General features: G+C 39.6%; 16 protein-coding genes. 9 read left to right on the top strand and 7 right to left on the bottom strand.

Translation table 11 applies throughout. The features are described from left to right. Positions 1–375: 375 nt before the first annotated feature. The 6 genes from ACTHN6_RS22275 (at position 376) to ACTHN6_RS22250 (ending at position 6,838) form a co-directional block, all read left to right on the top strand. Positions 376–1,023: a 2'-5' RNA ligase family protein gene (locus ACTHN6_RS22275; RefSeq protein ID WP_440437995.1), complete on the top strand. Its 648-nt coding sequence runs from the start codon at positions 376–378 to the stop codon at positions 1,021–1,023. A gap of 49 nt (positions 1,024–1,072) precedes the next feature. After that, on the top strand, positions 1,073–2,422 hold the full coding sequence (locus ACTHN6_RS22270; RefSeq protein ID WP_440437994.1) for a Y-family DNA polymerase: 1,350 nt from the start codon (positions 1,073–1,075) through the stop codon (positions 2,420–2,422). Positions 2,423–2,569: 147 nt separating this feature from the next. Further along, positions 2,570–3,217 carry an ATP-binding cassette domain-containing protein gene (locus ACTHN6_RS22265; protein ID WP_440437993.1) on the top strand — a complete coding sequence of 216 codons (648 nt, stop codon included), beginning with the start codon at positions 2,570–2,572 and terminating at the stop codon, positions 3,215–3,217. A 43-nt stretch (positions 3,218–3,260) separates the two neighbouring features. Then, entirely contained in the window at positions 3,261–4,445 is a 1,185-nt protein-coding gene (locus ACTHN6_RS22260) for an FtsX-like permease family protein (RefSeq protein ID WP_440437992.1), read from the top strand. A 180-nt stretch (positions 4,446–4,625) separates the two neighbouring features. Then, entirely contained in the window at positions 4,626–5,651 is a 1,026-nt protein-coding gene (locus tag ACTHN6_RS22255; RefSeq protein WP_440437991.1) for a LacI family DNA-binding transcriptional regulator, read from the top strand. A gap of 107 nt (positions 5,652–5,758) precedes the next feature. Further along, positions 5,759–6,838 carry a phosphotransferase enzyme family protein gene (locus tag ACTHN6_RS22250; RefSeq protein ID WP_440437990.1) on the top strand — a complete coding sequence of 360 codons (1,080 nt, stop codon included), beginning with the start codon at positions 5,759–5,761 and terminating at the stop codon, positions 6,836–6,838. Between the two features lie 114 nt (positions 6,839–6,952). On the opposite strand, the gene ACTHN6_RS22245 is transcribed toward ACTHN6_RS22250, so the two are convergent. After that, positions 6,953–9,739: a PKD domain-containing protein gene (locus tag ACTHN6_RS22245; protein WP_440437989.1), complete on the bottom strand. Its 2,787-nt coding sequence runs from the start codon at positions 9,737–9,739 to the stop codon at positions 6,953–6,955. 379 nt (positions 9,740–10,118) lie between these two features. Between ACTHN6_RS22245 and ACTHN6_RS22240 the strand changes: the two genes are divergently transcribed. Then, positions 10,119–11,942, top strand: coding sequence for a CocE/NonD family hydrolase (locus tag ACTHN6_RS22240; protein WP_440437988.1), 1,824 nt, complete (start codon positions 10,119–10,121; stop codon positions 11,940–11,942). Positions 11,943–12,108: 166 nt separating this feature from the next. Here ACTHN6_RS22240 and ACTHN6_RS22235 read toward each other — a convergent pair whose 3' ends face one another. The 3 genes from ACTHN6_RS22235 to ACTHN6_RS22225 form a co-directional block, all read right to left on the bottom strand. After that, entirely contained in the window at positions 12,109–12,972 is an 864-nt protein-coding gene (locus tag ACTHN6_RS22235; RefSeq protein WP_440437987.1) for a hypothetical protein, read from the bottom strand. Positions 12,973–13,168: 196 nt separating this feature from the next. Next, entirely contained in the window at positions 13,169–14,326 is a 1,158-nt protein-coding gene (locus ACTHN6_RS22230; RefSeq protein ID WP_440437986.1) for an anti-sigma factor family protein, read from the bottom strand. A gap of 17 nt (positions 14,327–14,343) precedes the next feature. Next, positions 14,344–14,829 carry an RNA polymerase sigma factor gene (locus ACTHN6_RS22225; protein WP_440437985.1) on the bottom strand — a complete coding sequence of 162 codons (486 nt, stop codon included), beginning with the start codon at positions 14,827–14,829 and terminating at the stop codon, positions 14,344–14,346. A gap of 186 nt (positions 14,830–15,015) precedes the next feature. On the opposite strand from ACTHN6_RS22225, the gene ACTHN6_RS22220 reads away from it, so the two are divergent. Together ACTHN6_RS22220 and ACTHN6_RS22215 are read left to right on the top strand one after the other, a co-directional pair. Further along, positions 15,016–15,294, top strand: a complete 279-nt coding sequence (locus ACTHN6_RS22220) for a hypothetical protein (protein ID WP_440437984.1) — start codon at positions 15,016–15,018, stop codon at positions 15,292–15,294. A gap of 138 nt (positions 15,295–15,432) precedes the next feature. Then, positions 15,433–16,689 (top strand): sterol desaturase family protein, encoded by a 1,257-nt coding sequence (locus tag ACTHN6_RS22215; protein WP_440437983.1) that lies wholly within the window; start codon positions 15,433–15,435, stop codon positions 16,687–16,689. Here the strand turns inward: ACTHN6_RS22215 and ACTHN6_RS22210 are convergent, their stop codons facing one another. The 3 genes from ACTHN6_RS22210 to ACTHN6_RS22200 form a co-directional block, all read right to left on the bottom strand. Continuing rightward, the gene (locus ACTHN6_RS22210; RefSeq protein ID WP_440437982.1) at positions 16,690–17,685 is read right to left on the bottom strand and encodes a GSCFA domain-containing protein; all 996 of its coding nucleotides are present in this window, start codon (positions 17,683–17,685) and stop codon (positions 16,690–16,692) included. It abuts the gene before it with no gap. A 3-nt stretch (positions 17,686–17,688) separates the two neighbouring features. Then, complete coding sequence (locus tag ACTHN6_RS22205) at positions 17,689–18,543, bottom strand: hydroxymethylglutaryl-CoA lyase (protein ID WP_440437981.1); 855 nt, start codon at positions 18,541–18,543, stop codon at positions 17,689–17,691. Between the two features lie 95 nt (positions 18,544–18,638). Further along, positions 18,639–19,217: a porin family protein gene (locus tag ACTHN6_RS22200; protein WP_440437980.1), complete on the bottom strand. Its 579-nt coding sequence runs from the start codon at positions 19,215–19,217 to the stop codon at positions 18,639–18,641. Positions 19,218–19,250 lie beyond the last annotated feature (33 nt).

Below are 19,250 nucleotides of genomic sequence, written 5' to 3'. Positions count from 1 at the left end.
TGGATTAACCTGATTGTTAATTCAATATTGATTAATAAATCAGATAGCATAATATTTAAGAAGCTTAAATAAACATGCGTTGTTGCACCTAAGCATCAATGGTCAATAGCCGAAGAATCAGCACTACAAAGGCTCAATCACGGCGTGTGCACGGATGTGCTGTATTATCATCCGTGCTTGAATTTCTTTTGTCACTTTCTTTTTTCAAGAAAAGAAAGTGACAAAACATAAAACAAAAGCGATTCATTTTTAAAAGACAAAAATAAAAATCCTTGTGCCATAGGTTTTTCGTTTTGTAGTATTTCAACCCTTTCCCTTTTAAAAACTGAAATAAAGAAAATCATTAAAGCAAAAATTCCCCGTTTAGGGATAGGTATGAAACATCCATTCATTATACAGGAATATTTAAGCGAGGCAGAAGCGAGAGCAGAAAAACATATTTTACCTGCTGAGTATTTGCTGGTATTGCAACCGCATGAAGCACTGTGGGATGAGATCAAAGCCATCAAAGAAAAATTTGCAACAGATTATAGCTGCGAGCAGGCAAGGAAGGGTTTACCGCATATAACATTGATGCGGTTCAGGCAATTTCAATCAACAGAAATACATATCAGGCATCATTTAAGAAATAATGCAAGAACCATAGCGCCATTTAAAATTGAACTGAAAGATTTTGGCAGTTTTCCATCGCACACCATTTATATAAACATAGTGAGTAAAGTGCCAATAATGAATGCTGTAAAAATATTACGGCAAAATGCGCAGAAGTTTATGAAGATAGATAAAGACAACAAGCCGCATTTTATAACTGAACCGCATTTAACCATTGCCCGGAAATTGCAACCATGGCAATATGAAAAAGGCTGGCAGCAATTAGAGCATGCTGGTTTCCACGGCAGGTTTATTGCCAGTCATGCATTGCTTTTAAAAAGAAAGGAAGGTGAATATTATAAGCAAGTAGAAAAGTTTGCATTTGAAGGCGTGAAGGAGGAAGTAAAGCAAACAAATTTATTTGACGCCTAAGCGCCACTCAAACGGCGCTTAGTAAGCCGCCAAGAATATATTAACCAACATGCAACACCAGGAAACAATATTACAACCGCACACGCTTACCGGTTCCTCCATGAGGGGGCATAGAAGGTATGCCGTTGTTGATTGCAACAGTTTTTATTGCTCTGCAGAACGTGTTTTTCGTCCCGAACTGGCAGATAAACCGGTTATTGTTTTAAGCAACAATGATGGCTGCATCGTGAGCCGCAGCGATGAAGCCAAAGCCTTCGGCGTTGAAATGGCCGGTCCCTATTTTAAGGCAAAGGAAATAATTGAAAGAAATAATATCGCTACGTTTTCATCCAACTACAATTTATATGGCGATATGAGCTGGCGGGTAATGGAAACCTTGCGCATAATAATGGGCGAACAGAATGTGGAAGTATATTCTGTAGACGAAGCCTTTATTAACATGGATGATGTTCCCTTCGAAAAGCTTGATTTTGCAGCTTTGCAAATAAGAGAAACCGTTGAACAATGGACGGGCGTAAAAGTATCTGTTGGTGTAGCGCCTACAAAAACACTGAGCAAAGTTGCCAATCATATTGCCAAACTTGATAAAGAGCAAACAAACTGTGTTACGGTTTTAAAAACAATGGAAGACGTAAACAGGGCGCTGCATAAAACACCCGTAGGCGATGTGTGGGGCGTGGGAAAACAATATGCCAATAAACTGAAAGCCTTCGGCATTTACGATGCCTATCATTTAACCCAAATGCCTGAAGAATGGGCCAGGAAAAACCTGGGCGGTGTAGTGGGTTTGCGTTTAATAAAAGAACTGAAAGGCGAGCCTTTTATTGTGATGGATGAAGAACTGGTTCAGAAAAAAATGATTGCTACCACGCGCATGTTTGGCGCACCTGTAAAAGATAAACAAAGTATTAAAGAAGCCGTTGCTACCTATACATCAAGAGCCGCCGAAAAGCTGCGCCGCCAGTTCGGCGCAGCTTCTGCGATAAGTGCATTTGTTGTTCCTAAAATGCCACGCTCAGCCGATGGTCATTTTTCACATGGGCCAACGATTAGTGATTGCATTATGTTGCCGCACCCCACCTGCGTTACGAGCGAATTAATAAAAGCCGCCATGAAAATTATTGACCGCATTTATGAAGAAGGAAAGCTGTATAAAAAAGCCGGCGTTATGCTAAGCGGTATTATACAGGATACTTCGGTGCAGGGAGATTTTTTTATTCCGAAAGAAAAAAACAACAACCGCATGCTGATGAGCATGATGGACAACATCAACTTTAGTATGCGGGATGATATATTGAAGTTTGCCGCCAGCGGCACCAAACGCAACTGGAAAATGCGCCAGGAATTCCGCAGCCCCAGGTATACTTCAAGATGGGATGAATTGTGTGAAGTGCGGTAACCATGAATTTGAAACCATAGCTGCCATAAAATTCAGTTGTACAAGTGTTGCGACGCAACCGTGCTTAACCGGAGTTCAGTGGCTGGTCACCAAAAAATTAAATAAAGTTTAGTATGCCGGTTGAATTTTAATGCACACATTTGTTGCATGCAACTGCAGTTACAAAACATTGTTCCAACGCCTTTAAAAGATAAATTGCTGCAAAGGCATTCGGATGTGTGGAATAAACAATTGCAATTAAGTAATCCTGAATACATAAAAATTAAAGCGCCAAGTGGTACAGGTAAAACCACGCTGGTACATATTCTGTATAAGCTGCGCAAAGATTATGAGGGCAATGTTTTGCTGGATAATAAAAACCTTGCGGCATTAAATGCGGATGAACTTGCTTTGCTGCGCCAGCAAAATATCAGCATCATTTTCCAGGACCTGCGTTTGTTTCCCCATCTTACAGCGCGTGAAAATATTGAGCTTAACCGTGTGCTTCAGCAGCCTTTCTATGAAAGTAATATGATTGATGAAATGGCCGGGCAGCTCGGTATTACACATATCTTACATCAAAAGGCATTAATGTGCAGTTACGGCGAACAACAGCGTGTTGCTATAATCCGCGCATTGATGCAGCCATTTAAATGGCTCATAATGGATGAGCCTTTCAGTCATTTAGATAAGAATAATATTAACAAAGCTGCTGCATTAATTGATGCTGAATGCAAAAAACGAAATGCGGGCTTTTTATTAACCGACCTGGAAGATGATGAACATTTTAATTATGCTAAACTTTTAAACTTGTAACTTCTTGCCCCTCTCCAAAGGAGAGGGGTTGGGGTGAGGCCTTATGCTCAATCAACTTTTAAAAAAACTTATTCAAACTGCCGGCGGGCGCAGCCGCAAAGCAATAGCTATTGTGGGTTTATCTATTGCTTTGTTGCTCATATTATCTGCGGTGCAGATACAAGCAAATTATCAGCAACTTTTGTACAGCAAAACCAGCCAGGACAGCATCGCCGATTTCCTTGTTATCAACAAAACTGTTACCGATAAAAACGTTGGTTCAGCAACCTTAAGTGATGCAGAAATAAACGATTTAAAACAACAACCTTTTGTTGAAAGAATAGGCACGCTTACACCCAGCCGGTTTAAAGTGGGCGTGCAAAGCATTAGTAAACAAATTCCTTTTTACAGCGACTTCTTTTTTGAAAGCGTACCCGATGAATTTCTTGATGTAAACACACCGGCCTGGCAATGGAATGAAAGCAGCAATTACATTCCCATGATCATCCCCAATATGTTTTTGGATATGTATAATTTCGGTTTTTCGCAAAGCCAGCATTTACCGCAGCTTTCACAGGATTTAATTACCAGCCTGCCCGTGCAGATAAACATACAAACGCCAACAGGCGCCGTAAACTATTATGGTAAAGTGGTTGGTTTCAGCGATAGAATTTCATCGGTGCTGGTGCCGCAGCCTTTCATGGATTGGGCCAATAAAAAATTTGGCGAAGCTGTAAACCAGCATCCATCCCGTGTTATCATACAAACAAAAGATGCATCAAGCCCGCAACTGGCAGGCTATCTTAAAACACACAACCTTTCAACCAGCACGGAAAAAACAAGGTTTGAAAAGTATCGCGGCATTATTACAACCGTTGTTGCTATTTCGTGGGTTATGGGCGGGCTTATGTTTTTATTTGCCTTAATAGTCCTCACATTATTTATACAACTTGCCATTGCATCAGCCAGGGAAGAAATTTATTTGCTGATAACACTCGGCGCATCACCCCGGCAATTGCAACGTTTCCTGCGCAGGCAATTGCTGCCAGCCAATATCATTACCGTTATTGCTACGCTTACGATAGTTGCCGGCTTGCAGTTCATATTGCGGGAAACATTGGCAACCAAAAATATTTATATAAGTGCTTATATATCTCCTTATACAATTATAGCTGCATTCATTATACTGTTACTTATTGGTATTGTAAACGACCGCGCTATAAAAAAATACATTCATTACAATAATTGATTTTATACTGCGTATAAATTTTATTGTATGTTGCCGGCAGCATAAATAATGGCAGCACGGTTGCGCCGCATTACCGTCAACTGCATATTTTCATGGCAGCAACAGTTCCTGCTCTTGCATTCAATATTTATTTTACTTCGCGGTAAAGCAATTTGTTAGATTTGAAGTATTATTGAGCATATGGCTGAAGAGCATAAATTACCCACCATAAAAGAGATCGCCAAAAGGCTTAATATATCTGTATCTACCGTGTCACGGGCTTTACACGATCATCCGAGTATTGGCCTGCGTACCAAGATGCGGGTGCAGCAGTTGGCTGATGAATTAGGTTATGAACCTAACAAAATCGCCATCTTCTTCAAACAAAGAAAAACCTTTGCGATTGGTGTGGTACTGCCGAGTTTAATTGAAGAATTTTTTTCAAAAGCTATTAGCGGCATTGAAGATGTGGCAAGAAAAAATAAATACCATGTTTTTATTGGCCAGTCGCACGACAATGTGGAGGTAGAGAAAGAAATTATTACCGCAATGAAAGACCAGCACGTGGATGGTTTAATTGTAAGCTTAAGCAAGCAAACAAAAAACTATGATCATTTCAGGGCGCTGGAAAAATATAATATACCCGTGGTGTTTTTTGATCGTGTGCCATCGTTATCCAATGTGCACAAAGTGGCATTTGATATGGTGAATGGCACCAAACAAATGCTGGAGTTTTTAATTAAAAAAGGCCATCGCCGTATTGGTATTTTAAACGGCCCTGAAGAAATGGTTTCATCCAAAGAACGCACCGAAACTTATAAACAGGTAATGATAAAAAACAGGATAAAAATAGATATGAGCCTGGTGGAGTCAACAGATCTTTCACCGGAATCCACTGCTGCTGCTGTTGAAAAAATGCTGGCTTTAAAACCCAGGCCAACTGCCGTTGTTGCCATTAATGACTATGTAGCACTGGATGGCATTCGCCACGCCAAAAAATTAAACCTCCGGTTAAATAAAGACATAACATTTGTGAGCTATGCCAATATTCCTATTACATCTTTTTTGCAAGATCCGCCTTTCGCTTCCGCAGAACAATATCCCTATAAACAAGGCAGCACAGCGGCAGAAATTTTAATTAACCTGATGAATAATTCTTCTCCATCCGAAAACTTTCATAACGTTCTTATTAATGGCGATCTTGTAATACATGCAACCGGGGAATAACCACATGCATGAAAGTACAGCAACCGTTTGCGCATTATTTTGCATTAATTGTTTTATATGTTTGACCTGGGAAAAGATTTGCATCGCGTACTGCCTAAACTGAGATTATGATGAATGAAATTTTAAGGGCCTATGGTTTAAATGCACCTGATTTTATAAAACCATTTGGTGACGGTTTAATTAACCATACGTGGAAAATTGAAGATGAAAAAGGCAGCTTTATTTTACAAAAAATAAACACCGATGTATTTAAGCACCCTGAATATATTTCAGAGAATATTAAGGCTGTTTCCGGTTATCTTTCAGTTCATCATCCCGCATATTTTTTTTGTACGCCTGTAACAACGCAAGAACTTAACGATCTTGTTTATACGCATGAAGGCTGTTTCAGAATGTATCCATTCATTAAAAATTCCCATACAATTAATGTAGCGGAAAATGCACGACAGGCCTTTGAAGCGGCAAGGATGTTTGGTGAGCTCACCAAACTGCTCGCAGGTTTTCCGGTTGACAGGTTAAAAATAACATTGCCTGATTTTCATAACATCACGCTTCGCTATAACGATTTTCTGAAGGCTGTTATGCACGGTAACCAGGCACGTATTCAACAATCTTCATCACTTATAAATTTTTTAAAGAGCCGGCAGCATATTGTTGCAGAATATGAGCAGTTAAAAGCATCCGGCGCTTTAAAGCCAAGGGTTACCCATCATGATACGAAGATTAATAACGTATTGTTTGATCATTATAACAAAGGCATTTGCGTAATTGATCTTGATACTTTAATGCCCGGCTATTTTATAAGTGATGTGGGCGATATGATGCGCACTTATATTTCTCCTTTTGGTGAAGAAGAAAAAGATTTTTTGAAACTTGAAATGCGGGAAGATTATTTTACCGCCATTGCTGAAGGCTACCTGCATGAAATGCGCAACGAGCTAAATGAAGCGGAGTTAAATCATTTTGTTTTTGCAGGTAAGTTTATGATTTATATGCAGGCATTGCGATTTCTTACAGATTATTTAAATAATGATATTTATTACGGCCGCAAATATGAAGAACATAATTTTGTTCGTGCCGGCAACCAGGTGCATTTACTGCAACTGCTGATTGAAAAAGAAGACAGGTTTCAGGCAATTACCGACCGTATTGTTTTTTCTGAAAAAACTACCCAACAAAACCCTTAACAGCGCCACCTGCTACCTGATTTGTATATATAAAATTCACGTAAACCATAACTTTCAAATATCCGATACTTATATAGCCATGCCTTAAGTTTTAATCCTGTTAATGCAGTTGCTTTATTGCTTCACGATGATTTTTGAGCCAGCCTTATTTCCATATTGCAACCGCAAAATATACAATCCTTTTGCAAGGCCATCAGTCCGTAAGTCAAAGCTTTGTTTTCCTTTTATGCTTTTTGCAAGCGTAAATTCCTTCATTATGAAGCCGCCGATGCTGCATACCTGCACATGTATTGTGCCTGTACTGTCATTGTTTATCTCTATGTTGAATTTATCAGTTACCGGGTTGGGAAATACCTGGAATAATGTTGTACTATCCCGTGGAGGCATATTCAGTGTTTGTGCAATGGCTGCGTTTGGCCGCACAAATTCTATCCAGTTAATGTTCCAGTCTTGTGTTGCGGCAGAAACAATACGCAAGGTTTGCTTGCCCGAAGGAATAGTTATGGAGGTGCTTACTGTAACCCATTTTTGATAGCCGCCGGTTCTTGGAATATTTACCCCCGCCAATACAGTGCCGTCCGGCTTTCTTATTTCAAGCCTGGCTGAATAGTTTGATGTAGCTAATCTCAAATTTACATTGTATGTTCCCGCTGTGGCAGCATATACAGAATAATCCATCCAGTCGTTCTTGTTTATCCATCCCACATCAAGGCCACCGCCGGTATCTCCTGTAGGCTCCATTTGTATGCCTAACATCTGGCTGTAGTCTTCCGCCTGTACTTTAGAAGGTATGGGTATACCTGCGGATGCACCACGGGTAAATGACATCCAGTTAATATTCCAGTTAACAGCTTCCGTGGATATAACCCTCAGCGTTTGATAGCCCTGCGGAAGGGTTACAGTTATACTTCGTGTGCACCAGCCCTGGTAACTGGCTGTATTGGGTATAGCAACTGTTGCCAGCACAGTGCCGTCGGATTTACGCAGTTGCAGTTTGCCATTATTTAAGGGAGTTGCCACCCTGAAACTGGCTGTATAAATACCGGCAGAATCAACATATACACGATAATCCATCCAGTCGCCCTTATCAATCCATCCTACATCCTGCCCGCCACCGGTATCCTTCGTCGTTTCTTTTTTTACACCACTCATTGCACTATAACCTTCAGCCTCAATTTTTCCGGGAATTGTTTTATAACCTGTAAGCGCAGTCTTCACTACAATTGTTACATCATCGGCGGCAGAGTCCCCGCTATTATCAGTGACTGTTAATCTAAAAATATATGTTCCGGCAGTAAGGCCTGTTACGGTTGTTTTAGCCGCTTTACTATTACTGATAACATATTGAGCAGGCCCGGATATTTTTGCCCATTTATATGACGAAATCGTTCCGTCAGCATCCGTTCCCGACCCATTTAAGGTTACGGAGTTAGCGGGCAATGTCAGTGTTGTGTCGCGACCTGCATTGGCAACGGGTGCAACATTCTGGGGTTGCACTTTAATAGCAACAGTATCTTTTGTTGTAGCGCCATTATTATCAGTGGCTGAAAATTCAAATTTGTAATAGCCTTGTATTAAACCGGTAATGGCAGTTTGCAGGGAGCCCGGCTGCTTTATGACAGGGGAACCCGGCCCGGCAACTTTTTTCCAGCTATGCGCTGTTATTGTTCCATCAGCATCTGTGGCCGTACCTGTTACAGTGGTGGAATTAACCGGCAGTTTTAATGTTTGATCGCTGCCTGCGCTTACCACCGGAGGTATATTGGGTTTTGGCAAAACTATTACACTGGCCGTATCTTTAGCCGTAGCCCCTGAATTATCGGTAACTTTTAATTCAAACCGATAAGTGCCGGCAATGAGATTGGTTACAGTAGTTTGTGCCAACGTGGGAGAAGTAATGGTGAACTGGCCTGGGCCTCCAACTTTTGTCCACAGGTAAGCTGTAATAGTTCCATCTGCATCTGTGCCGCTGCCGGATAAGGTTGTTTTGTTCACCGGTAAAGTAATGGTTTTATCTGCGCCGGCATTGGCTGCCGGAGCTTTATTAACAGATCGATCTGAAGCGGCCCGCTGGTATTGCAGCATCCATTCATATATATTAAGATTGAAAGTATTACTTCGCCAGGAAACATCAGTCACCTTATTCCAGAGTGCTGTGTCATGGCCATACCCGGCAATGCCTGTGGCCACAGCAGGCACCAAAGGCGCAGGTGTTGCGGTATTGATAATATTTACATAAGGCAGTGAAACAGCATTGTAAAAAGCGTCCCTGGTACCGCATATCGTCCAAACCTTTACACCATATTTCCCGCTGATATATTGAATGTTTCCATATTCTTTGGTCGGGTTGTTTACGCCTGTGGGGCTTATAGGAACAATGGCGGCAATCTTCTTTGTAAAATTGCTGTCATTGGTAACGCATGACCATGTGCCTCCGCCGCCTGCAGATTCGCCCATTATATACACCTTTGTTGCGTCAACCCTGTATCTTTTTTCTACATCGGCCAATATATACACTACCTGCGCATAGGTATATGACCATCCACTGCTTGTTGACGCCTGGGGTGATACTACTATAAACTGATAATTTTTTTTATCGGAAGGATTTACGGCCTGCGGGTTCCAGCCTTCGGCTATTTTTTTAGGCAACCCTACTTTAATAAGATTATTCAACCCTGCAACACCATCGCCCACCTCCCCTGCCGCATGTAAAAATATAATAAGCGGATAGCTTTTGCTTGTTGAAGCATAATCTGTTGGCAGCCAGGTAAGCCCGTATGTTGTTGACCCCTTTGAAGTGATGGGATACTGATCAACGTTTTGCCTGCCAATAACTGTTTGAGCATTTACCGCATCATTAAAATGCAATAGCAATAATGCAGCAATAACATACATTTTCATAACGTACAGAATTATTACGGATGATAACTTTTAAGCGGTTGTTATTATTTGCTTCTATAAATATCGGGCAGATAGCTGCCCGCTCACAAAGTTTTATAAAAGCTCAATAGACAGGTAGTTTGATGCTAAAGTAAAAAATATGCGGCAATAATTTTGCTGTTTGTTCTAATTGCTGAAGCAGGAGGTGTGAGTTTTTCATACTAACAGCAGGGAAGATGCCATACTCAATGCGGGTGCTTGAAAAGAAATATGAGAATAAAGAAATTGACTGCCGCCGGAATTATTGCTTTTATTTTTAAAAAAACATAACAAGCACTTTCAACCCGTTTACCTGAATGGTTAGCCTAAACATTTTCCTTTTCCTGCTTACATTAGCAATATGAAATGTATATTATATTCTTTCTTTACGCTGATTGTACTGCAGTCCTGCGCACAGCCTAATACCGATAATGTTGCTTATATAAAGAACAACTATATCAAAAAAGAATTTCGCATAGCCATGCGGGATGGTGTGAAGCTTTTTACAGCCGTATATATTCCTAAAAACGCTTCGCAGCCATATCCAATATTGTTGCAGCGCACACCGTATTCTGTTGCACCGTATGGAGAAGATAATTACAGGAGAAGCCTTGGCCCGAATGCTTTATTTATAAAAGAACAATACATTTTTGTTTATCAGGATGTACGCGGCAGGCATTTAAGCGAAGGTGAATTCCGCGAAATGACGCCGGCCATTGAAAATAAAAAAGATAATACACAAGTTGATGAAAGCAGCGATACCTACGATACCATCGACTGGCTTTTGAAAAATATTCATAACAATAATGGAAAGGTTGGTATTTATGGTATTTCTTATCCCGGTTTTTATGCAACGGCTTCGTTGCCAAATGCACATCCGGCATTAAAAGCAGCCTCGCCGCAAGCGCCTGTTACCGATGAATTTGATGGTGATGATGCCAATCATCGCGGCGCATTTTTCTTAATGGATAATTTTGGTTTCCTGAATTTTTTTGATGCACCCAGAACCGGTCCACGGCAAAGAAACCCACCTGTTGATTCAACACTTGATATAAAAGATGTGTATGATTTTTATTTGAAGACAGGTGCTTTGCATAACCTCAACGATCTCTATTTTCATAACCGGTCAAAAATCTGGAATGAATATCTTGAACATTCAACAAAAGATGCATACTGGCAGGCAAGAAATATTCGGGCACATTTAAAAAATATAAAACCGGCCACACTGGTTGTTGGCGGCTGGTTTGATGCGGAAGATATGTTTGGTGCTTTAAATACTTATAAAGCAATAGAACAACAAAATGCCGGCAACGACAACCGTTTGGTAATGGGCCCCTGGACGCATGGCGCATGGGAAAGACCTGCCTGGAACCGTTTTGCAAGTTATAATTTTGGCGGTGACCTTAATGCAAAATACCAGCACCTGGAATTTGATTTTTTTAATTATTATCTGAAAGGCAAAGGTCATTTTAATGAAGGTGAAGCCACCATTTTTATAACGGGAACTAATGAATGGCAAACATTTGAAACCTGGCCGCCAAAGCATATCAAACAGGCAACATGGAGTTTGGATAAAGACCATAAACTTTTATTACAAAAAGCAAGCACTTCAGGGAAAGATGAATATGTTTCTGATCCTGCCAATCCCGTTCCGTATATTGATAAACGCAGCGATGACCGCATTAATGAATATATGGGCGCAGATCAAACCTTTGCTTCCAAACGCAGCGATGTTGTGTATTATACAAGCAATGTTTTAAAAGATGACATCACATTGCTTGGACCTGTTGCAGCTAATTTGTCTGTAAGTTTAAGCGGCACCGACGCAGATTTTATAGTGAAGATAATTGATGTTTTGCCGGATAGTAATGTGCAGCAATTGGTGCGTGCAGAAGTTATACGCGGCAAGTTCCGCAACAGCTTTGAAAAGCCTGAACCATTTGTTCCGAACCAACCAACAAAGGTTAAACTGGAATTGAATGATGTGGCGCATACTTTTTTAAAAGGCCATAAGATTATGATACAAATTCAAAGCTCGTGGTTTCCGTTGGTTGACAGGAACCCGCAGCAGTTCATTAATATTCCAACTGCCCGGGACAGCGATTTTAAGAAAGAAACGATTACCATTTTACATGATGATAAATATCCTTCGTTTATTGAAGTTGGTGAAGCGTTGGGTAAATAATTGTAAATTTAAAATCCTGGCTGACACCTGAAATTCAGCCGCAGTGAGTGACACAACCGTGATGCCATCTATTCTTTTGCCGGTAACAAAAACAATAACTGCGCAGTATTTAAAATAAAAATGCGCAACGCTTAACAGCATTGCGCATTCTCTTATTGAAATTAGTTTACCAGTTGCTGAACCTTAAACCAACTGTGTATGGATAATGTTTTGCATCTTCAAACAAAGTATTAATGCTATAACTGCCATATATGCGTACCGGGCCAAGGCCAACTTCAGCAACGTAAGCAAACATCCAGTCGTTAAGATCAAAAGCATCATGATTTTTTATTTTGCCACGTTCATCGCTTATTTGTTTTGAATGGGTAAATATGCGGTACCCGGCACTTACGCCTGCGCTGAAATTAAGTCCGTGGCGGCGATGCGGGAACGGGTTTATATTGAGCATGAACGGCACAGTTGCGTATCCGGCATACAGCTTGTTTTTTGAAAAATCAACCGTATCCATTATAACATAGGGCGCCTGTTCCTGGAAAGAAATATTGCTGTTGTAACGGTAATTATACATGTTTAGTCCAAGACCGTATTTTAAATTAAGCACATGTTTCGTTACGTTAAGCTTTTGCATGAACAGCCAGATATTTACATTGGATGACTTGCCTGTTATGAGTTTGAGGTCTTTCTTATCAATGCCCGGTGCTGCAAAGTCTGCGGCTTCAGGGCTGCCGTAAACAGTTTTATCATTATAGTTTGCAAAGCCAAGGTCGAAGATGAGATAATTAGTGCTGATGAGCCTGTTTGGACGTGCATTAACATATGTCCTTCCTTTTGGTATATTGATGATCGTATAATCTTCGCGCCTCGGCGGCAAACTATCGTTGTATGTATTCCTGTCTTTATTATTTCTTATGATGATAAAATTGCCTACAAACACCGTATCTTCTGTGGATGGCTTTGTGGTTGTATCGGTTTGAGCAAAGGTTACCAGCGATGACAGCATGATTATTCCTGCGAGTAATATCCGTTTCATTCGTACAAGTTTTATTTTTTAATAGTCTCATGGAACCTCGCTATGCGCATTTCTCTACTGTGAAAAAAATCAGCATGCTCGGTTTCATTCGTACAAGTTTTATTTTTTAATGGTCTCATGGAACCTCGCTATGCGCATTTCTCTACTGTGAAAAAAATCATCATGCTCGGTTTCATTGTATTGTTCGTTTTCGTTGTTATTGTTTTTTTGTATCTATCTCAAAATTGGCAACCTGCAGTTTGCCATCTTCAGTTTCGTTGTTATTTGATTTGCTGAATAAGCGGCCTGCTTTTTTAAAGAAGCCTTTTACTTTATCTTTATTAAGATCGAGCATGCCTATGCGAAGAGAGCGGTCTTCATCATTTGTATTAATTTCTTTATAGGCAACCTGGTATACTTTATAACCATTTTGAAGTTTGCCATCATCTTCTGCCGGCGCCTGCAAAGCAGTTACATCATTTTGTTGATGATTAAAGGTTGGCTGCAAACCGGTTGCAACATCATTTTTGTCAACAGGCGGCTCTTTTGGCTGCCGGGCAGCATTGTTATTGGTGCTGCGTTTAATTACCGGCGGCTGATAGGCAACTTCATCCTGTTTGTTTTGTATAATATCATCTTCAGAACTGTGCGTAACTGAATCAGCTTTTTTCTTTTTTACATGAATTGTTTTAGCAATAGTTTCTTTTCCAGTTTTTTCCGGCAAAGCCTTTTCTGCTATAACAGGTTCCTGTTTTACTTCTTCCTTAATGCTATCTGTTGTAACAGGTTTTTCAATTAAAGTATTTTGCGTTGGTTGTTTTGTTTGCGCCGGTTTGTTTACGGCAACCGGTTGCCGAATATTATTGCTATTAGTACTTTGCATCATCCATATACCAACGCCGCACAAGCCAATAAACACCGCAGCCGCAGCCCAATACAAAGTTTTTAAATAAACTATTCTCCTTTTTTCCGTGCGGTATAAATCTTCTTTATTACCATAACTTATTATTTCAGGGGCAAGCACGGCCTGTTTTAAAGTAATAAATTCATCCTGCAATTTGGGGTGCTGCAATACATACTTTTCAACTTCTTCCCGTTTGGCAGCGCTTAATTCATTATCAATGTATAGTAAAAAAAATTCCTCATAATTCGTCTCATTAATGTTATGCCCTTCCGTTCTTAGTAAGCCTTCTTTATTATTAAACGAAATATTTTCAGGGATAAGTTTTGTATGCACCAGCATTTCCAGTTCAACAGTAAGATCCGGGTTTTGCTGAACGAAATTTTCAACTGCATGCTGCTGTGCGGCGTCAAGTTCGCCATCTACATACAGTAAAAAGAATTCTTCGTAATTATTTCTGTTGATCGTTTGCATTTTAAAAAAATTTAAGCTTACAACACATTTTCAGGTTTTACCAAATAATTGCGCAGGTTTAATCTTGCACGGTGCAGGTAAACTTTTACCTGGCTTTCATTCAGTCCTGTAATTTGTCCAATTTCCTCATAGCTATAGCCTTCATAATCTTTCAGCAATACCAAGCTTCTTTGCGTTTCATTCAGCGTATTCAATGCATCCTGTAAATTTTTTTTCAGGTTCGACACCGGCTGGCTGTATGTTCTTGTTTCTGCACTAAACTCATCTTTTAAACTTATCCTTTTTACTTTTCTTATGTGGTCAATCATTTGATTGTATGCCACCGTAAACAAAAAAGCTTTCGACTTTTCTGCGTTCACGGTTTCAAGGTTACGCCATAATTTTTCAAAAGCAGTTTGAACAATATCTTTTGCATCTTCCTCATGCCGCAGGTTTTTCACGATAAAGCGAAAAACATTGTCAGCATATTGGTTAACGCACTCATTGTAGTCCCGTTCGGTCATAAATGCTCTTTAAAAAGCTGTAAAATTAATATTCGAAAATCTGAATTTATTATTGTACGGATAAACGGCTGAAATGTTACAATAGCTGATATTTTTTTCATTTGGTCACAAAATGACGTTTTTGTAAATAACAACCTGTGGAAAATTAACAAAACTGCCCCGCCATTATGCTTTTAACTTTGCAACATGGTTAAACCTTCACAGGCATATCTCGATAAATTGCAGCAGATACTTACTGACTGCAATTACACCATTCGTTACGAACGAGGCACATTTCAGAGTGGCTGGTGCCTGCTTGAGCAAAAAAGAATTGTGGTGTTGAATAAATTCCTTGATGTAGAAGGAAGAATAAACACCCTTTCTGAAATTATTCCACAGGTACAGGTAGATTTTGATAAACTTACGCTTGAAAGCCAGAAGCTTTATACAGAGATGATGAATAAGCAAACTTCTTTGGCTTTTTAATTCTTCTATCTCGTAATATTTTGCTGTTTTAAAACGGGCATTCCCGCTTATTACAATTACTTCAAACCCTAATCTTTTTACCTTTGACTATATTATAGTTGCTGTATGGAAGCTTATGGTAAAATTTTGCTGATTGCAATGCCTGCTTTTCTGTTGCTTGTTCTATTCGAAAAATGGTACGGCTGGTACAAAGGCAATGACACAGTTCGCGGCATGGATATGATCAGCAGCCTCAGCAGCGGCATTACCAATGTAACAAAAGATGTGCTTGGTTTAAGCATTACTATTCTCACTTACGACTGGCTTGTAAACAAGATTGCCATTTATCATATTCAATCAACGGTATGGACCTACATTATTGCATTTATTGTGATAGACTTCGCCGGTTATTGGGTACACAGGATTGATCATAAAATAAATATTTTCTGGAATAGCCACCTGGTGCATCACAGCAGCGAAGAATTCAATCTTGCCTGCGCCTTAAGGCAAAGCATTTCCGTGTTCATCCGGTTATTTACTTTTCTGTTAATACCCGCAGCTTTATTAGGCGTGCCAACAGAAGTTATTGCCATTGTTGCGCCGATACAATTATTTGCGCAATTCTGGTACCACACAAGGCATATTAAAAAAATGGGCTTTTTAGAGAAGATAATTGTTACGCCATCACATCATCGCGTGCACCATGCCCTCAATCCTGAATACATTGATAAAAACCTTTCCCAGATATTCATTATATGGGATAAAATGTTTGGAACCTTCCAGGAAGAATTGCCTGATAAACCGCCTGTTTACGGAATTACAAGGCCGGTAAACACGTGGAATCCCATCGCTATAAATTTTCAGCATTTAGGGCTATTGATAAAAGATGCCGTGCGCACAAAAAGCTGGAAAGACAAGCTGCGTATATGGTTTATGCCAACCGGCTGGCGGCCAGGCGATGTTGCTGAAAAATACCCGGTTTATAAAATTGAAGACGCTTACAATTTTGAAAAATATAATCCTGCATCATCAACATTATTATATGCCTGGAGTTGGGTACAATTAAGCGTTTTACTGCTGTTGATTAGCTGGCTGTTTGGCAACCTTGCACCAATTGGCAGCCCGGCCATGTTTATTTATGGCGCATTTATTTTTATTTACGTATATGCATTTACCGAATTAATGAACCGTAATAAATATGCATTGGCATGGGAGCTTATAAAATGCATTGCAGGTATTGGCATTATTTATTATTACGGTAACTGGTTTGGCGCCAATAAAGTTTTACCCTGGATAAACATCGCATTAACAGCTTATTTCATCATTGCATTCGTTGCCACCGCGTGGTTTGTTTTGGTTGATTTTAATAAGGAAGACGCAACCGCCGTTAAAACTATTACTGCACAGAATGTGTGATCAGTCCTTTGAAAAATATTCTATATCTTCTTCCAAATTCAAATAAGGGTGCCGTTGCAAAATATCTTTAGCTTTTTCCAGTTGCTGCTGCAAAAACTTTTTATGTAATGATGATTGCGGGTTGAAAGGCTTATGTTTTTTGGCAATAACAATTTTCTTTATTTCTTCAACTAATTCTTTTGTTGATTGATTAAAACAGGTTTCAGAAAATTTCTCGAGTACAAATTGTGTTGCCGCATAATTTGGATGCGCTAAATCCACATCGTAAAAACGATAATCCCGCAATACATCAATCACCAGTTCATAAGCCGGGAAATAATACAACTTATCAAATTTATTTACCAAATGATGCACGGCTTCTATCAGCCTGGCTTTGCTGCGGTTGTTGTCAACCACACCATCTCTTAAATGCCGTACGGGGCTTATGGTAAAAATTATTTTAAGCTTTGGGTTGAAATAAAAAAGCCGGTGAATTACGGTATCAAAGGTTGTTATGATTTCTTCAATGGTATTCAGGTGTTTAATAAAATTTTGTGCAGGCGCTTTATGGCAGTTAGCCACTGCATTTAATTCAACATAAAATGATGAGCCCTGTACAAGTTTATATGTAAATGCTGAGCCTAATGTTATAATGAGCCAATCAGCCTCTTTTAAAAAAGCATGCGCCTCTTGCTGGCTGTTATTAATAGCATTTAAGCATGCATCCTTATCAATATTTGAAAACCGGCTGTGATGCTGCCAGCTATTCCATGCTTCATTCAAATAAAACAAATCAGCTTCTTTATACTGTTTGTTTTGGATATAGGATAACAGGCTTGCGGAAACACTTTGCGGGTCGAACAAAATACCGTTAGGGTTTTGCAATGCATTAAATTTTGATTCAATCAAAAAATTGCCGATATGCTCTGTAAAGCACGAACCAGTTAATAAAATCTTATCCCTGTATGATATAGAAGGCTCAAGTGGTTTGATATTGATGTTTGCAAAAAACTGCATGTATTATATAAAAATTTCGTTTGCAATGGTGATGCTTTTCTGTAAAGCTTCTTTATTCAATTTAATTATCGTATTCTTCTGTTCAAAATATTCAATCATATAAAGTGTATCCATATTACCAACTAATTCATCCTGCGCCATTGGGCAACCGCCAATGCCTTTTAAAGCGCCGTCAAATCTTAAACAGCCGGTATTAAACGCGGCATCTAATTTTTCTTTTCTGTTTTGAGTGGATGAATGCAAATGCACGCCAGTTTCTATGGAAGGATATTTTTGAATTAAAGTGGAGCAAGCGGTCTTTATTTGTCCAGGTGTTGCAACACCAACAGTATCTGCCAGCGAAATAACTTTTATGCCTCTTTGCACTAACGCATCGGCCCAATGCAACAAAATTTCTTCGTTATATGCATCGCCATAAGGATTACCGAATGCCATGCTTAAATAAACAACCAATGTTTTGTTATGCTGAAGGCAAATGGATTGAATGGCTTCAATTCGCTGCAAACTTTCTTCAATGCTGCTGTTGGTATTGCGTTGCTGAAATGTTGGCGATATGGAAAAGGGAAAACCTAAATAAGTGATCGCATCATATTCAACAGCTTCTCTGGCGCCTCTTTCGTTGGCAATTATAGCAAGCATTTTTGTTTTGCTTTCGCCAAATTCCAAATGTCCAATTACTTCTTTTGTGTCGGCCATTTGCGGTATGGCTTTAGGCGAAACAAAACTTCCAAAATCAATGGTATCAAAGCCCACCTGCAACAAGCTGTTGATGTAATTTATCTTTTGCTGTGTTGGAATGAATGTATGCCATCCCTGCATAGCATCCCGCGGGCATTCAATAAGTTTTACAGCATTCATTTTACAAATGTAAAAGCATTGTCTTGATTGCGGCTGTAAACAAAAAAGCATCACACAAACTGCATGATGCTTTTCTTCAATATAAAATACAAATCTTATAAAATTTTAATGCCTAATCCAAATTGAAAGGCCTGGCTTTTCCATTTATCAGAATTGGTTACATCACTAATGTTATTTAAGCCAATATTATAGCGGCCATATACTTTAAGCACCCCAACGTTTAATTGTGCGCCCAAAACAGCGGCTACATCACCACCTTTAAAAGCATCAGTTATTTCGTCACCAAGTTTCTGATCTTTATTCATTAACACGCTAAACTGCGGACCAAGCTGGAAAGTAAGCAGCTTGCCTGCATTAATATTAAGTAAGACCGGTATATTAAGGTAATTGAGATGAACTTTATCCCCAGGCTTGCTTAGTATTATATCTGATGAATCTTTATAAGTTGTATTTGTTTGGCTGAAAAGCAGTTCAGGCTGTATGGCGATTGTTTTGCTTATGCCAAGTTCGGCATAGGCGCCGAGCACATAACCGAAATTATAGCCATCTTTAAATCTCTGCCCGTCAACCTTACCGAGGTTAGCACCTACTTTACCACCGAGGCTAAATGACTGGGCTGATGCTGCGGCAGAAAGGGCTACTATAAAACATAAAGACAAAATGATTTTTTGCATAGAATTGATTTTTGATTTTGGAATCTCTGCTAA

The organism is Parafilimonas sp., from assembly GCF_051953455.1.
Taxonomy (GTDB): Bacteria; Bacteroidota; Bacteroidia; order Chitinophagales; family Chitinophagaceae; genus Parafilimonas.
The sequence above is the reverse complement of the archived record's forward strand: the minus strand, read 5'-3'. Positions and strand labels throughout refer to the sequence as shown.

Excerpts from the sequence above, each read along its gene's own strand:
- ACTHN6_RS22255 (WP_440437991.1), top strand. The coding sequence starts at position 4,626 with ATGGCTGAAGAGCATAAATTACCCACCATAAAAGAGATCGCCAAAAGG.
- ACTHN6_RS22225 (WP_440437985.1), bottom strand. The coding sequence starts at position 14,829 with ATGACCGAACGGGACTACAATGAGTGCGTTAACCAATATGCTGACAAT.
- ACTHN6_RS22200 (WP_440437980.1), bottom strand. The coding sequence starts at position 19,217 with ATGCAAAAAATCATTTTGTCTTTATGTTTTATAGTAGCCCTTTCTGCC.
- ACTHN6_RS22240 (WP_440437988.1), top strand. The coding sequence starts at position 10,119 with ATGAAATGTATATTATATTCTTTCTTTACGCTGATTGTACTGCAGTCC.
- ACTHN6_RS22210 (WP_440437982.1), bottom strand. The coding sequence starts at position 17,685 with ATGCAGTTTTTTGCAAACATCAATATCAAACCACTTGAGCCTTCTATA.
- ACTHN6_RS22220 (WP_440437984.1), top strand. The coding sequence starts at position 15,016 with ATGGTTAAACCTTCACAGGCATATCTCGATAAATTGCAGCAGATACTT.
- ACTHN6_RS22230 (WP_440437986.1), bottom strand. The coding sequence starts at position 14,326 with ATGCAAACGATCAACAGAAATAATTACGAAGAATTCTTTTTACTGTAT.
- ACTHN6_RS22275 (WP_440437995.1), top strand. The coding sequence starts at position 376 with ATGAAACATCCATTCATTATACAGGAATATTTAAGCGAGGCAGAAGCG.
- ACTHN6_RS22260 (WP_440437992.1), top strand. The coding sequence starts at position 3,261 with ATGCTCAATCAACTTTTAAAAAAACTTATTCAAACTGCCGGCGGGCGC.
- ACTHN6_RS22215 (WP_440437983.1), top strand. The coding sequence starts at position 15,433 with ATGCCTGCTTTTCTGTTGCTTGTTCTATTCGAAAAATGGTACGGCTGG.
- ACTHN6_RS22265 (WP_440437993.1), top strand. The coding sequence starts at position 2,570 with ATGCAACTGCAGTTACAAAACATTGTTCCAACGCCTTTAAAAGATAAA.
- ACTHN6_RS22205 (WP_440437981.1), bottom strand. The coding sequence starts at position 18,543 with ATGAATGCTGTAAAACTTATTGAATGCCCGCGGGATGCTATGCAGGGA.
- ACTHN6_RS22250 (WP_440437990.1), top strand. The coding sequence starts at position 5,759 with ATGATGAATGAAATTTTAAGGGCCTATGGTTTAAATGCACCTGATTTT.
- ACTHN6_RS22245 (WP_440437989.1), bottom strand. The coding sequence starts at position 9,739 with ATGAAAATGTATGTTATTGCTGCATTATTGCTATTGCATTTTAATGAT.
- ACTHN6_RS22270 (WP_440437994.1), top strand. The coding sequence starts at position 1,073 with ATGCAACACCAGGAAACAATATTACAACCGCACACGCTTACCGGTTCC.
- ACTHN6_RS22235 (WP_440437987.1), bottom strand. The coding sequence starts at position 12,972 with ATGAAACGGATATTACTCGCAGGAATAATCATGCTGTCATCGCTGGTA.